Raw genomic sequence first — 14,757 nt, 5'->3', positions numbered from 1 at the left:
CGTGCTGATGGGCCCGGCAGACCGTCGAGTCGACGTTGACCTCCCACGTGATCAGCCCGTCCGCGTCCGCCCGGGCCTGCAGCCGGGTCAGCAGTCCGGGCCAGACACCGTCACGCTGCCAGCGGCGAAAGAGTCCGTAGACCGTCTGCCACGGCCCGTACTCCAACGGCAGATCCCGCCACGGAGCACCGGTCCGCACCCGCCACCGGATCCCGTCGATCAGCTTCCGCCGGCCCAACGACGGCCGCCCCAGCAGCACGACCGGCAACAACGGCTCCAGCACAGCCCACCGCCCATCAGAAAGATCCCCTCGCCCCACACCGAGATCATCGCGATGCGGGACAAGGAGCAGAGCCACTTTCAAAACACGGCCTAGGCCGCTACCTGTTCGGCATCAAAGCCGGCGGCCCCTGCCAGGGCCTACGCCCGTTCCGGGACCCGGACGCCCTTGAGGACTACGAGGGTCGACGGCCGACATGCACCCGAACGCCCTGGCCACTCGTTGCACCCTGCGGGGGCCTGGCACCCGACGTGTTGTGATGCCTTCGCGGCAGGCGTCACAACACGTCGGGTGCACTCTCCTGGGGCGGGATCCTTGCACCGGGTGATCTGGACCGCCGACCGGGACGGCGGCACGCAGCGCCGCTTCGACCCGGCGGTTGCTGGTCATGGATGCCGTGACGGCCGTCATCGCCAGGAGGAGTACGGCGGCGGTGCAGAGCGGGGTGCGGATGTCGTAGGTGGTGGCCAGCCAGCCGCCGGGGAAGGCCCCGATGGGGGGCGGCGCACATGGCCAGCATGCGGGAGGTGGAGGCGTCCCGGCCCATGAGGTGTGCCGGGACGATCGCCTGTCTCAGGGATGGTCCGAGCACCATGGCGGCCCCGCAGACGACGAGCACGAGGTCGGCCACGTACGGGTTCGGGGCGGCGGCCAGGCCCAGGATGGCAATGCCCTCGACGGCGGCTATGCAGGTCAGTGCGGTGCCGGTGGCCGAAGCCGAAGGCGCCGATGCCGAGGCGGTCGTGTGCGAAGAGGGCGAGGATGGTCTCCACAGCGAGGAGGGCGACGTTCCCGACCGCCGGGCGGAGCGCCAGCCCGAGCAGCAATCGCTGCTTCGGCAGGCGCGGGCCGGTGCCTCGTACGTCTTCCGGGACCGGGTTCGCCCGGGACCATCCCGGCGGGTGCGGGGAGTGTTTCCACTGGTCAGACGGTGGATGCGGAGGAGGTCGAGTGGGGCGCGGTGTGGGGTTCGCGGGACAGGTCACGGACGGCTTCGGTCATGCTGGTGGCGTTCGTGCTGTCGCGCGGGGTGGCCGTGTTCCCGGGGCGGTGGCCGGCGCGGATCCGGGAGCGGTCCTGATCCCGGGTTCTGGCCTGGTGTGAGGGCGGGTTGGTGATCGCGTGGGCGGTCTGACGGGTCCGCTTGCCCGAGGTCTTGTCCGTCTGGTGCCGGGTGGCGCGGGTGTCCTGGCGGGCATGGGGAAGATCCAGGCGGGAGAGGGCCGGGACCCGCGCGGCGCGGGTCTGGTCGCGGCCGTGGCCCTCGGTGCGGTCGTCGTACCTGGAGGCGGCCCTCTCCCAGGGCGGACGGCGGGCGTCCAGGGCCGGCTGGCTGAGCTTGACGGTGAGCGAGCGGTGGGCCTTCCCGCCCCGGCCGGGAGCCGGGCGCTGTCTGTGTAGTGCGTCCGCGCTCACCCAGGGTGCCTCCGGTGCCCAGCGGGCCGGGGACCCCGCGCGAAACAGGGGGCCTCACCAGTCCTGCAGGGGATACGCGGCCAGGCTTTGACCTGGTCGTCCTGGCAGATGACCGCCAGCGGGGCGGACCGCGGGCCGCGTACCGGTCCGCGTACCCTGGGCGATCCCGCCGTCCGCCACCAGCCGCGCGGGACGGTCACACTGCGTACCGGCGGCCTCGGCGGCGTGGCGGGACCGTCGGGGCACGGGCGTTCGACGGCCCGGCGGACGGAGTCCACTCGGCCCGGTCCGCGCCCCCAGCGCGCCGCGGACCGCGAAACCACGGCCGGGCCAGAGCATCTGGGGCGCCCGCCGTGGTTAGTGCCCGGCCGCCGCCGCATACGAACGCGCTCCCGCCGCGACCGCGCCGGCCGCCGCTCCCACCGGCGCGACCAGCGGATACCGGCGCCCCGACGGCCACGCGGACCGGCGTCCCCTTCCGGGCACCCGCCGGGAGGACGGAACGCGACAGCACGGACGCGGGCACAGCGGACCTCACGGATCACCGAAGCCCCATCGTCCGCGGGCGAGCCGGTAGCCCACCCACATCAACGGAGCTCCGGCATATCCGGTCACACCCCCAGCCGACCAGCGCACTCACAAGATCACGACGACTTCACAAGAGCCCTGGCCCGAGGGCCGGGCCGAAAGACGGTCGGGCCTTCAAGCTGCTGCCTGCGGCAGGGTTATCACGCCTCACACATATGACTTGCAGCCCAGGGTGTCGCGGTACTGGCCATACGATACGTAAACACATACGGTAACCGGGGTCCAGCTTCCGCCGTAATTTGCGGCGCGGCGCATGCCGAGGTCGAAGCCGTAGTTCTGTTCGATTCCGTGCGCCCATAGATTGGCTTGAACAGTGGGGGACGTGTTTCCCCTGTTGTCAGCGGCGTAGACCGTGACGGACTGACCTGGTGCGGCCTTGAAGTATGCCCATCCTTGAACCCTCACTCCAGGGCCGTCACTGTTGTTGTAGAATGAGAGGTCGCTTACGTACCCTTCAAATCCGTTGGGTGTCGTTACCTGCGCCGAGGCGGGTACCGAAGAAAGCGCGGCACTGAGAGCGGCGACCGCCACACCTGCGCGCGCAAAAAATCGACGAGAAAGCATCAGTTCTCCTCCTATGTGGGCCCGGAACAGCCTTCTCGATCGTGCTGCTCACGATTCAGTCCGGGGGAACTTGCGCACCGAGATGGTTTCAATCCAGTGCGTCATGAATGTAATTTCCCGCGTATGATCCGTCAGGTGTAACTGGTACTCATCTACCAAGGTGTCTTCATCCTGAATAGCCGCAGGTCAGCAGGGTGTGACGGCACGCGCCGCTGATGAGGCCAAGCGGGAAGGCCGCCCGCGATGCCGCGGTCAAAACCAGGCCGAGGAATCCACCACCTGATCGCGGCCCATCTCCGCGTGTGGTGAGAGGAGCTACTGCCGTTCTGCGGTCAGCCCACCCCCTTGTGGATACCGCATGCCCCGGTAGTACGGCGGATGACCAGTCGCCAGCTCCCACGACACCACGAGTTCAACCTCAGGTAAGCAGCTCGGCGGGTTGATCGATCCGAGGGCGACGATCGGCACCTTCGCCTGCGTGCGTGATTCGCGGGTTCAGACGCCGGCAGTGCGAGCCGCCGTGTAGACGTCCTGCAGGGTTTCTAGGAGGTGGTCCCCGTCGCGAGCGGTGATGCACAGGTCGAGCAGAACCTCTTGGAGTCCGTCGATTTGCGCGTGGGCGAGGAGATCCTCGATGACTTGCTCAATGTTTCCCTGGAAGGGCTGGCGGTCTTCTGCTTCGTAGGGCTTCTCGGTGAGGATGACGTTGGCGCGGACCGTGAAGTCGAGCGGACGGGTGCGGCCGTGCTGGGCTGCCAGGTCTTGCAGTTGCTGCCAGGCCCTAGCCAACTGGTCGGCGTACATGCCTGTAGGCATCCAGCCCTGCGCGCGGTCCACAAGACGGCGCATGGCTTTGCCGTTGGACGCGGCCAGGTAAACCGGCACGGGGCGAGCCGGCTTAGGGCCGACCTCAGAGGGTGCGATTCTGCTCAGGGTGCCCTCGTAGGAGACAGGGTCGGGACCGTGGACGGCCGCAAACACATCGAGCACTTCGTCCAGAACGTGACCTCGTTTCTCGAAGGGCGCGACGGATCCCGCAGCATACTCGTCGAGCGACCAGCCGGTGCCGAGGCCCGCAACCGCGCGACCGCCCGTGGCCACATCAAGTGTTGCGAACCAGCGGGCTAGCTGCAATGGCACGTGATAGGGGGCGACGAGGACGCTGGTGCCCAATCGGGCCCGCTCGGTGACGGCGGCGGCCATCGCGAGCGTCACCAGCGGGTCGGCGACGCTACGGTACCCGTCAGGCCACTCAAGACCGGGCACGTTGTACAGCCCCTGGGTCATCGGAGTCGGGAAAAGGGTGCGCTCGAACACCCACAGACTCTCGTAACCCGTCTCTTCGGCGGCTCTGGCAACCCTGACAATGTCTCTGCCCAGGTCAAACTTCTTCATCTGAGGCAGAGATACACCGAGCTTGAGCGACATGCGGCACTCCTTCGTGCAAAGAGCGGTGGGGATTTGACAGCGGGCAGAGCTGTCTGTGGCGGGCCGTCGACCAGGACGGTGACGTGCTCGATATCCTCGTCCAGAACTGCCAGGACAAGGCTGCGGCCAGGTTTTTCTTCCGCAGACTTCCTCAAGAAGACCGGTACGGTGCCGCAGGTGGTGGTCGCCACCGACAAGCTCCGCTCCTACCGAGCCACCCATCGGGAGGTGTGCCCTCGGTCGAGCACCGCTCTCTCAAGGGACTGAGCTATTTCAAATGGGGTCTCCGAGACTGACCGAAGAGCGCTTTGACCGGACCTGATACGAGAGGCCTGTCAGCCAATCGGTGGCCGCTCCAAGAGACTCACTGAACAATCGGGCGGAGAGCTCCCACCAGCCGACAGACAACACGAACGCGCCATGAAGGATCCGCAGAGCCAGCGGAGCCCCGAGATCCCTGTCCGCGTTCAGCGGCATCTCGCCCCACTTCCGACCCGGCCGACACAACCGCACCGCACCCGGCCATCGCCTCGAGGTGACCGTCCGCTTCACGATCTGGGACCAGATCACCGGCGTCGCCGGTGTTCCCGCCACGGGCCGGAACCCAGAGCCAAGCGCCAGTTCGACCAAGCCCTGACATACCGCCAGACACCCATAACCCTGACAACGTGACAGTGCCCTCCAGAGCCCTCGGCCGCTGCGTGTCTGGTGAATCACCGGACGAACTGCTGGGGCTCCGCCCCGTGCGGACCATGGGGCGTCAAGCCCTGCGCTCTTCGGGGGAGCGAACATCAGACCACCCTACGGGGGGCATCTGGAGAGGTCTCCCGCAGGATGGAGCAGGACCATCAAGATGATTCGCGGACAACTTTGGAGCTGGCTCCCGCAGAGCCAGCGAGTACCTCGTGTGCGGTCTGTCCGGTCTGTGTGTGGCGATCGGCTGGTGCTAGCCCTGCCCCGGCAGGGGCCGGGGCGGCGATCGCGAGCACCAGGGCGAGGGTGCCAGGATCTTCTTCATGGAGTCCATCCCTGTGAAAAGGTCGGCAGAGCTGTGCGGCGTCCATTCGAAGATGGATGATCAATACGAGCTTGGGGCACGGCCAAGGCCACGGAATGAGCAAAAGCTGCCCAATAGTGAAGCTTCGGCCAGGGCTCCAGCCCCTCGCGTATCTCCCGTCATGTTCTTCGCGGTCCTGCAAGAAGCCCGCTGGCCTCCGGGCCCGGCATGACTATGTCCCCCTGTCGAACGGATGGCCTGGGGGGAGTGGTGTCACCGGGCCCGAGGGGTGCCGTCGGAGACGCTGATAAGAGGTCTGGCCACCGCCTGGCCGGGCGCAATGCCCGGTCGTTCGCAGGCGGCAGGTCTGCATAACGTGGATGCGCGAGAACGGCCCCGACGCCCAGGCCAGCACGGCATCGAGCAAGTGGGGGCACCGTGATCGACACCAGCAGCGTGGGCGTCTTCCTCGGCCTGGACGTCGGCAAGAGCACGCACCACGGCCACGGGCTGACCCCGGCCGGAAAGAAGGTCTTCGACAAGCCCCTGCCCAACGGCGAGCCGAAACTGCGGGCCTCTTCGAGAAACTGGCCGCGAAGTTCGGCACCGTCCTCGTCGTCGTGGACCAGCCCGCCTCCATCGGCGCCTTGCCGCTGACCGTCGCCCGCGACGCGGGCTGCCAGGTCGCCTACCTGCCCGGACTGGCCATGCGGCGGATCGCCGACCTCTACCCGGGCGAGGCGAAGACCGACGCCAAGGATGCCGCGGTGATCGCGGACGCCGCCCGCACAATGCCGCACATCCTGCGCTCGCTGGAGCAGACCGACGAGATCACCGCCGAGCTCACCGTGCTCGTGGGCTTCGACTAGGACCTCGCCGCCGAGGCCACCCGGACCTCCAACCGGATACGGGGCCTGCTCACCCAGTTCCACCCCAGCTTGGAACGCGTCGTCGGTCCCCGCCTCGATCACCAGGCCGTCACCTGGCCGCTTGAACGCTACGGATCCCCGGCCGCCCTGCGGAAAGCCGGCCGCCGCAGACTCGTCGAGCTGATCCGCCCCAAGGCCCCACGCATGGCCACCCGGCTCATCGACGACGTCTTCGACGCGCTCAACGAACAGACCGTTGTCGTTCCGGGCACCGGCACCCTCGACATCGGGATCCCGTCCCTCGCCCGCTCGCTCGCGGCCGTCCACGAACAACGCCGGGCCCTGGAAGCCCAGATCAACGAGCTGCTGGAGGCCCACCCCCCTTTCCCAGGTCCTGACGTCGCTGCCCGGCGTCGGCGTCAGGACCGCCGCAGTTCTCCTGGTCACCGTCGGCGACGCCACCCGCTTCCCCACCGCCGCCCACCTCGCCTCCTACGCCGGCCTTGCTCCGGCCACAAAGCAGTCGGGCACCTCGATCCATGGCGAACACGCACCCAGAGGCGGCAACCGGCAGCTCAAACGCGCGATGTTCCTGTCCGCGTTCGCCGCCCTGCACGACCCCGCCTCCCGCGGCTACTACGACCGCTGCCGGGCCCGGGACAAGACCCACACACAGGCCCTCCTTCGCCTGGACCGGCAGCGCATCAGCGTCCTGTTCGCCATGCTCCGCGACAAAACCTTCTACGAATCACGCCTCCCCGAGGCGTTCGCCGCATGACCAGCTCGGGCTTGACGAAAGACGTAGAGGCCCCCTTCGACGCGGCGCCTTCCGCTGGTTCAGGCATCTCACGACCGGACGGCCAACGCCGCTCAATCGGCGAGCCTTGTCAACCTGGTCTCCGAGGCTGGCCAAAGAGATCACCGGGCTGGACGGGCGCCGGGTGCGGCAGCCAGCTGTGAGCCCGTCAGCGGCGAATTCGGTTCGCGGGTGGCTGGCGGTGTCCCAGCCCACCACGCGCCGGGATACGACATCGCCGGGCGCTTCGCCGAGACCGACCACGACGCGGACGAACTGTTCGCCAGAACATGGCTGTTCGTCGAACATTTGGCACTGGCCCCAGATGGCTTTTGACCAGGAACGATCCCGCCTTGCTCACTACGCTGCGGGGGCCGGCCGCCAGCATGCTGGTCCTGCTGTGGGTCACCGGCTACCCCCTCGGCCCCGTCTCTGAAGACGCATGGCCCGACGAAGAGCTGGCCGTCCTGCTGCTGAGAGCCCTCGAACACCACACCGACGCCCTCGCTCTGACCGAATCCCTCGACCACCACAGCCCGAGCCGTGACAAACCGCCTCCGAGAGGTCGTTTTCGCCTTGACTGCCTGCGTATCGGCTGATTCCCAGGTCGCGGGATTGTGGTGACGGTGAGGTTGTTGGTGTGGTTGGGGCCTTTGGGTCGTGTGGGGTCATGGGTGGGGCGGGATGAGAGTTGTTCCTGTCTCATCCCAGGACGCCCGGCTTTTCTGCGTGACCACTGCTATGCGCCTGGGCGCACTCCGCCGGAGGCCTGGTGAAGCGACGTCCGTATCCGGGTGATCTGTCCGTTGTTCGTTGGGAGTTGATCGAGCCGGTCCTTGCGGCGTGGCGGTTCGAGCGCCGCGGCAGAGCTCTGGATTTCGGCCGGCCGCCCCAGTGCGACCTGCGTGACATCATGGACGCGATCTTGTATGTGGACCGGACCGGGGTCCAGTGGCGCTACCTCCCTCACGACTTCCCGCACTGGAACACCGTATACGGCTACTTCGCCAAATGGGCCGACGAGGGCGTGTTCGCCCAGCTCAACAGCCTGCTCAGGCAGCTTCTGCGCGAGAAGGAAGGCCGGGACGCCGAGCCGTCGGCCTGTGTGATCGACGCCCAGAGCGTCAAGACCTCCACCAGCGTCCCCGCTGCCGGCCAAGGCATCGACGCGGGGAAGAAGATCGTGGGCAGGAAGCGGAGCATCGTGACCGACACGCTCGGCCTTCTCCTGGCCGTGCTGGTGACCGCGGCCAGCGTGCAGGACTCCATCGCCGGCACTGTGCTCGACCAGGTCGCCGCCGATCACCCGGGCATCCGCAAGATGTGGGTCGACGGCGGTTACCGCCTGCACCTCGTCGAGCATGCCCGCCTCCCTCGGCATCGGCATGGAGATCACGGCCTGCACCCCCGGGACCAGGGGATTCACCCCGATACCCAAACGGTGGGCGGTCGAGCGGACCTACGGCTGGCTCATGCTCCACCGCCGCCTCGCCCGCGACTACGAAACCCGGCCCACCCGCTCCGAAGCCGTGATCCACATCGCGATGACCGGTCTCATGGCCCGCCGCCTCACCAGCGAGACACCATCTCCTGGCGAGACCCGAAGAAGGCCGCCAAACAACCCATCTCGGGATGAAACATCGAACGAAAACGACCTCTGACTAAGAAACCCCGAAGCGATTGAGGAACCGGGCGGAACGCAGGCGGAGCCACCCTGACCTTGCTGGCCTCCTAGCACACAGCCGATAGCTTTCGAAGCTGGTCCAGTTCAGCTGCCGGGTAGGCACGCTTCCTGCCTGACGCCGCGCCGTGTGCCGTCGTTGAAAACAGCGGACGTGTTAAGTACACCTCTGCCGCGTGGTGACGCAGCCCCGTAGGCGGCCAAGACACTAATCGTGATTTCCGGCCGTTTGTTGTTGGTCCCGAGGCACCCGTCGCAGCCGTCGGCCGGACCTCCGTACCCAGGGCATCAGCCTTCCAGGAGTAGCAGCATAAAGGTCTGGGCCGCTATCCCGCAGCGCCTTGCACAGCGCGGGCACCGCCGTCCCGTGGCGCCGGCCCGGGCGGAGGAAGGGCGGGCGAACACTCCCACGGCCTGGTGCCATGAGGTAGGTTGCACGCCGCGACCTGGGTCTCGGACGCTTCCCGTGCCTCACCAGGGCTGCGGTGGGCGTGGTAACGCGGCAGCGGAACGAGTTGGGCGCCCTCCCCGGCGGGGGCGAAGCACGCCAGATGGACGCGCCAGCGGGGGTGTGAGGTACGGCAGGGCAAGGAACAGCAGCCCCCGGCCAGGAACCCGGTCCGGGTGTAGGACTCGTCGATCAGGGCGCGTCGAAGACGCGTTTCCGGCCCGGGCGGCCAGCCGGGTGTGTGAGAGATCATCCAGCCGGAACGGCTGCCGCACGCGCACAAGACCCTCGCATTGGTAACGGGCGGCGATGCCGCCTCGATCTTGCATTGCCCACGTCCCGCGTCAACGCCCGCTCACGCTGTCAAGTGCCCGCCTGGACACCAGGGGCTGGTTTGGGCTGGTAGGCGGCGGCGATGGTCGGCACACTGAAGGGCAGGATCACGCCGCAGAACCCTGCATGGAGGTGGTGGCGATGCCGAACACTGGCGTGTCCGTCGAGCTGACCCCCGACGGCTACACAGTCACCTGCCCCGGCAGCCGCGTCACTGGACACGGCCCCACCGAAACGGCCGCGTGGAACGACTTCTGGACCGCCTACCACGCCCAGTGGGAACCCCCCGCCCCCATCACAGGACCGGAAGGCCTGAAAGGCCCGCAGCGCCGACGCAAGATCCGCACTCTGCGCGTCCGCGACCTCTTCGGCTGATAGTAAGGATTGGGCATGGCACCGCCCGGAGGTCTGACCTCCGGCTGACTGACGCGTCGTTGTCCTTGTAGTGAATCGTCCGCCTGCCGGGCGGTGTCGTTTGGCGTGCGGCCGGTCGGGCGTCTGTAACTTCATCGGAGCCTGGCCAGAGGCCCCATCACTGTCCTGTCCGTCTGCCCGACCGGCTCGCGCCCTCCCATCGGCACGCGCTGGAAGGGCAGCACACAACGGCTTGGCAGCACAGGACACAGCGGTGGCCGACGGATCGACACCCACGCCGATCTCCACCAGGCCGCGGTCATCGACGGCATCGGCCGGCACCTAGCCACCGAGCGGTTCGAGGCCACCCCAGGGGGCTACCGCAGGCTGCTGGACTGGCCGCGCTCGCACGGCGAGGTCCTGGTCGCCGGAATCAAGGGGACTGGCGCTTACGGTGCCGGGATCGCCCGGTTCCTCACCTTGAACGAGGTCACCGCGGTGGAGGTGGACCGGCCCGACCGCAAGCCCAGGCGGGACAACGGCAAGCCCGACGCCATCGCCTACGCGGTGGCGACCGCGGTCCTGCCGGGGCGAGCCACGGGCGCGCCCACAACTCGCAACGGGATCGTGGAGACGATCCGGGCCCCGCGAGTGGTCCGCAAGAGCGCCGTCAAGGCCCGCACCCAGACCATCGACCAGATCCGCACCCTCATCGTCACCGCCCCCTCCAACGTCCGGGACAAACTGCGCGGCCTGTCCGCGAAGGAGCCTGGTCGACACCCTCGGCCGCTCCCGGCCCACGGGCGAACTCGCCGGCCCCGCCCGTGCGGTCAAGACCGCGCTGCGCGGGCTGACCCGCCGCTGCCAGGCACTCGATGAGGAGATCAAAGGCAGCCGACCGGGAGATTGGACCGCCACCCAGGCCGCCCCCAGGCTCATCGCCCTGCCCGGCGTCGGCCCCGAGACCGCAGGCCAGCTGCTGACCAGCGCGGGCGACAACCCCGGCCGACTCCGCTCCGAATCTGCCTTCGCCCACCTCCGCGGAGCGGCCCCAGTACCCGCCTCGTCCGGCCGCACCAACCGCCACCGCCTCAACTGCGGCGGCGACCCGCCACGTACAACGCCCCGCACACCCATCGCCCTGGTCCGCGTGAAGTACGACCAACGAACCCAGGACTACCTCACCCGACACAACGCCCAAGGCATGACCAAAAAGGACACCGTCCGCTGCCCCCAAACGGTTCGTCGCCCGCGAGGTCTACCGCCATCTACCCCACATGATCCGAACTCTCGAACCGCCCCCGCAGACCGCTTGACGAACCATAGGAGCTTCACGGGCCCGCCGGGGCACCACCCCCCGCGCGCGCGGGACAGCCAGCCACCTCGCAGGGAGGACCGGATGGGCGGTCATATCCTCGCGATCCGTGACGGCCGCCAGGCCGTCGCGTCCGTGACCGGCGAACTCGACATCGCCACCGCGCCCCGCATCCGCCAGGCACTCCTCGACACCATTCACCGGCACGAGCAGGTCACCGTGGACCTGGACTAGCTCGACTTCTGCGATGCGCCGGCGTCAGCGCCCTGATCACCGCGCAGAAGAGCACCCGCGCACACGGCACCGCCTTGGCTATCCCCAACCTATCGCCTCTGCTGGCACGACCGCTGCGCTGCGTTTCTCACACCCTGCCCGTGGAACCGACCGATCCACATGGCGTGACCACTCGCGAGTTCCCTGTCGGCAGCAAGTAATCCGTAGCGTGAGTGTCGTGCGGGTGCTGCAACCGTCCTCCGCCGCTTGGAGGAATATTCCGGAATCCCCTCTTGGCCGGTTGACGGTTTGCTCTGCACGTCGGCAGCGACGGGCTTCGGTGATGTCGTTCGCCTGCAGTCCCCGGTTTACCCCCCAGCAGATCAGCCAGCCCCAGACACAGCAGCCCTATGGCCAGCAGATGTCCCCGCAGGCGCCCTGGGCCGTCCAGCCCCCCCGGCCGGCAGCTGCCGCTATCGGTGACGGAGCCGGCCGCTGCGCTGTTCGGCGACCGGTGTCCTCGGTGGTGGAGCGGCTGCGGATGGAACCGCAGAATCCTATCGTCCACGCCGCGCTCACGTAGATCACCGGCCAGGGCCCGGGCAGGGGCAGTACGGCGAGTTCTCCGGCATGCAGCCGCAGTACGGCCAGATGCCCGGCCTGGGTATGTGAGCGGCTGTCCCCTATGACAAGCACGAACCGGCCGGGGAGAACGGCAGCAACTCCCGCAACGGCACGCGCGCGAAGAACGTGCTGACGGATGTCGGGCCGGTGGAGATATCGGTTCCGCGGGATCGGGACGGATCGTTCGAGCCGAGGATCGTCAAGACGCGTCAGAAGCACCTGACCGGGGTGGACGAGATGGGCATCCCGCTGTCTGCGGGTGGGGTTCGACGGCCAACAGATGGAAGGTTCTTTTCCTGTTGCCCGCGCCCTACGGAGCGTAGGCCCTCGGCCGCCCTGCGCTGGTCTACTCGGCCGCGGCCAGGTGGCCTGGGCGGAGCCGCAGGAGCCGCGCGCAGAGAACAGCCAGGCCGGTGATCGGCTGGCTCTGCCCGGGACGCGGCTCGGCGGGGCAGCCCGGGTATCTCGTGTGCCCGGCCTTGACCACGCGGGCGCTGGACCGTGGTCGCCGTGTCGGCAGCAAGCCGTCCAGAACCGCCCGGCCGATGGCGCCCACCAGCAGATCGCTCCCACTGCCGGCTGCAGTCGCGCGTGCGAGAACGACGTGTTCGCGTGCCCTTTCCAGGGCGATGGTGAAGCTGGCGCGGTCGGGGTCCAGGCCCGGCCGCAACTCCACGGCGTCGACCATCGCCATGCGAAGCAGCCGGTAGACCGTCAGCTGAACCGACATCTGCTATTCCAGGCCAGTGCGGTCCCGCGAGCGGAGCACGAGGCCGTCCTCATAGTAGGCCGATTCGACCTCCCACCGCTCGTAAGGAGCCGCACGAGGACGGCGGAGGATCACGTCGGTGGTCCAGCAGGGTCGTGGCGATGCGGTAGTGCTCACAGACCGTCTGTCGGCCAGCGACCATCATGGTGACCGTCGCGTCGATGACGCGCGTCCTCACGCCGGCCAGCCGGGTCAGATACGAGCCGTCCGGCAGGACGGCGAGGACGGCGGAGCGACGGCGTGCGGTGACGCGAACGACGAACTGGGCCCCGGTGGCGGCAGTGTCTGCCAGGAAGTCGTCAGAGTCGAAACCCCGGTCGGCAAGAAGGAGCGTTCCCGAGTCCAGCAGAGGCAGCAGCAGGAGCGCGCACCCGGTCTCGTACTCGCTCGTCGGGCCGAAGACGGCGCCGATGAGGCGCTACCGGTCTCGCACAGCGTTATCAGTCGCAGTAGCGGATACCCGACCCATCCCACCCGTGCGCCTGGACCTTGCCGAGCCAGGCGCGGTTGCGTTCCTGATCGGGCACTTTGATGGCACTGCAGCCGTCGAAGGCGACGGTTCGCCAGCGCCGGTAGCGCACGTCGGCTGTGGTGGGCCGCGCGAGCGGCCCGGACACGACGTCGAACAGGGCCTTCAGCGGAGCAGCCCCCAGCAGTCGGCGCAGGTACCGAAGAGCTTTCCCGCTCGGTCCGCCGCATCTATTCAGCCAGTTGATGCCGACGGTCAGCTTGTTCCAGTCGCGTAGGTAGCCGAGGGAGGGGAACAGCGACAAGGCCAGGACGAAGTACACACCGACCCGCGACGGCAGGAGGCATCGCCGCCGTTCCACGTCGTGGTGTTCTTCCATGACTGCCTCCACCAGTTGGACTGGAAGGTATCGGGAGAGGCCGCCCGTGAGCGGGGATCAGTAGGGAGTCACCGTCCGCTTCGTGGCATGGCAGCGTGATGACGGCAGACTTGTCGGTCAACAGGACCTCTCATGCAAACAGATCTTGGTAGATCCCTTGCATAGCGGAGGTCCCGTTGCCGATCTCGGCCTTCGAAGAACCGCTTGGCGGAGGCCGCCGGACGCGTAACTCCGCGGCCTTGCGTCGAAGACATCCTGATGCTCGTCGGCGACGGGCTGAAGGGCCTGCCCGACGCGGACGAAGTCGTCTGGCCGAAGATGATCGCGCGGACCTGCCTAGTCCACCCGCCGCGGAACTCCTTCCGCGATGCCGCCCGCCAGGACTGGGACAAGATCGCCAAGCTCCTCAAGCCCGTCCTCACGGCAGCCGGCCGAGGAGGCCGCACTCGAGCGGTTCGCCGAGTTCGCCGACGCCAGGGGCAGGAAGCATCCGGCGATCGTGAGGCTCTGGGACAACGTCTGGGAAGAGTTCACCCCGTTCCGGCGGTTTGACACCGAGATCCGCCGCATCGTCCGCACCACGAAACGCGATCGAGTCCGTGAACGCCAGGATCAGGCGGGCGGACAAGGCTCGCGGCCACTGCACGAGCGAGACCACCGCCCTGAACTGCGTCTACATGGTGATCACGTCCCGGGACCCCGCCGGCAAGGAGTAGGCCCGCTGGACCACGCGCCGGAAGACCACACTGAACGCCTTCGACATCTCCCTTCGAAAGCCGTCTCTCAGCAGCCCGCCAGTAACCCCAACCACCCGCCGACACACCGTTCGATTGACAGGCCGAACTCCTCACGATTCCTGTTCACCAGCCTGAAGCACGCGTATGTGGGCGCTGTAGGTACGAACTGTGGTGTGAGTGAACAGGTCGAGCAAGCGCAGTCCGGCCAATCCGAACACACGGACGGTGCTTTCGTGGATCTGTGCCACCTGTAGAGAGGCTCCACCGACATCGAAAAGTCTGTCGTCCAAACTGAGAGCATCCGTTCTCAGCACATCGCGCCAGATTTGAGCGACCTGTTCCTCCACGGCGTCACCAAACCGTATACGGGGCGACGACCCACCCGCGGACGAAGCGCTCAGGCGCGGAACGGGCAGGGCGCTCAGGTCGATTTTTCCGTTGGTGTTGAGGGGGAGGTTGGGGAGGTGGTCGTAGGTGGTGGGGATGAGGTGGCTGGG

11 protein-coding genes and 8 pseudogenes are annotated in these 14,757 nt (G+C 67.8%); 11 read left to right on the top strand and 8 right to left on the bottom strand.

Annotation, left to right across the window (positions count from 1 at the left end):
- The 5 genes and pseudogenes from AB0M18_RS35845 to AB0M18_RS35825 all read right to left on the bottom strand — a co-directional run.
- The coding region (locus AB0M18_RS35845) for a transposase (protein WP_365765529.1) at positions 1-319 on the bottom strand (319 nt) is incomplete at its 3' end.
- Between the two features lie 238 nt (positions 320-557).
- Positions 558-1,122 (bottom strand): annotated as a pseudogene (locus AB0M18_RS35840) (MFS transporter); the annotation flags it as partial.
- Between the two features lie 82 nt (positions 1,123-1,204).
- Complete coding sequence (locus tag AB0M18_RS35835) at positions 1,205-1,696, bottom strand: hypothetical protein (RefSeq protein WP_365765525.1); 492 nt, start codon at positions 1,694-1,696, stop codon at positions 1,205-1,207.
- A 735-nt stretch (positions 1,697-2,431) separates the two neighbouring features.
- Positions 2,432-2,848, bottom strand: coding sequence for a hypothetical protein (locus AB0M18_RS35830; RefSeq protein ID WP_365765523.1), 417 nt, complete (start codon positions 2,846-2,848; stop codon positions 2,432-2,434).
- 495 nt (positions 2,849-3,343) lie between these two features.
- Positions 3,344-4,276, bottom strand: a complete 933-nt coding sequence (locus AB0M18_RS35825) for a TIGR03619 family F420-dependent LLM class oxidoreductase (protein WP_365765521.1) — start codon at positions 4,274-4,276, stop codon at positions 3,344-3,346.
- A 53-nt stretch (positions 4,277-4,329) separates the two neighbouring features.
- Between AB0M18_RS35825 and AB0M18_RS35820 the strand changes: the two are divergent.
- The 10 genes and pseudogenes from AB0M18_RS35820 to AB0M18_RS35775 all read left to right on the top strand — a co-directional run.
- A pseudogene (locus tag AB0M18_RS35820) lies at positions 4,330-4,545 on the top strand (DDE-type integrase/transposase/recombinase); the annotation flags it as partial.
- A gap of 1,169 nt (positions 4,546-5,714) precedes the next feature.
- Positions 5,715-6,920 (top strand): annotated as a pseudogene (locus tag AB0M18_RS35815) (IS110 family transposase).
- Positions 6,921-7,130: 210 nt separating this feature from the next.
- Complete coding sequence (locus AB0M18_RS35810) at positions 7,131-7,274, top strand: hypothetical protein (protein WP_365765519.1); 144 nt, start codon at positions 7,131-7,133, stop codon at positions 7,272-7,274.
- Between the two features lie 17 nt (positions 7,275-7,291).
- Entirely contained in the window at positions 7,292-7,537 is a 246-nt protein-coding gene (locus AB0M18_RS35805; protein ID WP_365765518.1) for a hypothetical protein, read from the top strand.
- 170 nt (positions 7,538-7,707) lie between these two features.
- A pseudogene (locus AB0M18_RS35800) lies at positions 7,708-8,599 on the top strand (IS5 family transposase).
- A gap of 942 nt (positions 8,600-9,541) precedes the next feature.
- Entirely contained in the window at positions 9,542-9,775 is a 234-nt protein-coding gene (locus tag AB0M18_RS35795) for a hypothetical protein (protein WP_365765516.1), read from the top strand.
- Positions 9,776-9,916: 141 nt separating this feature from the next.
- On the top strand, positions 9,917-10,633 hold the full coding sequence (locus AB0M18_RS35790) for a transposase (protein ID WP_365765527.1): 717 nt from the start codon (positions 9,917-9,919) through the stop codon (positions 10,631-10,633).
- Positions 10,524-10,805, top strand: a pseudogene (locus AB0M18_RS35785) (IS110 family transposase); the annotation flags it as partial. The gene AB0M18_RS35790 and the pseudogene AB0M18_RS35785, both read left to right, overlap by 110 nt.
- Before the next feature lie 348 nt (positions 10,806-11,153).
- The gene (locus AB0M18_RS35780; protein ID WP_365765514.1) at positions 11,154-11,303 is read left to right on the top strand and encodes a hypothetical protein; all 150 of its coding nucleotides are present in this window, start codon (positions 11,154-11,156) and stop codon (positions 11,301-11,303) included.
- A gap of 663 nt (positions 11,304-11,966) precedes the next feature.
- Positions 11,967-12,173: pseudogene (locus tag AB0M18_RS35775) on the top strand (transposase); the annotation flags it as partial.
- 79 nt (positions 12,174-12,252) lie between these two features.
- Here AB0M18_RS35775 and AB0M18_RS35770 read toward each other — a convergent pair.
- Together AB0M18_RS35770 and AB0M18_RS35765 are read right to left on the bottom strand one after the other, a co-directional pair.
- Positions 12,253-12,636 (bottom strand): hypothetical protein, encoded by a 384-nt coding sequence (locus AB0M18_RS35770; RefSeq protein ID WP_365765512.1) that lies wholly within the window; start codon positions 12,634-12,636, stop codon positions 12,253-12,255.
- Between the two features lie 479 nt (positions 12,637-13,115).
- Positions 13,116-13,553 (bottom strand): annotated as a pseudogene (locus AB0M18_RS35765) (transposase domain-containing protein); the annotation flags it as partial.
- Between the two features lie 213 nt (positions 13,554-13,766).
- Between AB0M18_RS35765 and AB0M18_RS35760 the strand changes: the two are divergent.
- A pseudogene (locus AB0M18_RS35760) lies at positions 13,767-14,324 on the top strand (transposase); the annotation flags it as partial.
- A gap of 46 nt (positions 14,325-14,370) precedes the next feature.
- On the opposite strand, the gene AB0M18_RS35755 reads toward AB0M18_RS35760, so the two are convergent.
- Positions 14,371-14,757 (bottom strand): phosphopantetheine-binding protein (locus tag AB0M18_RS35755; RefSeq protein WP_365765510.1); only part of this gene is annotated, 387 nt, incomplete at its 5' end.

Source organism: Streptomyces sp. NPDC051909 (assembly GCF_040681095.1).
Taxonomy (GTDB): domain Bacteria; phylum Actinomycetota; class Actinomycetes; order Streptomycetales; family Streptomycetaceae; genus Streptomyces.
The sequence above is the reverse complement of the archived record's forward strand: the minus strand, read 5'-3'. Positions and strand labels throughout refer to the sequence as shown.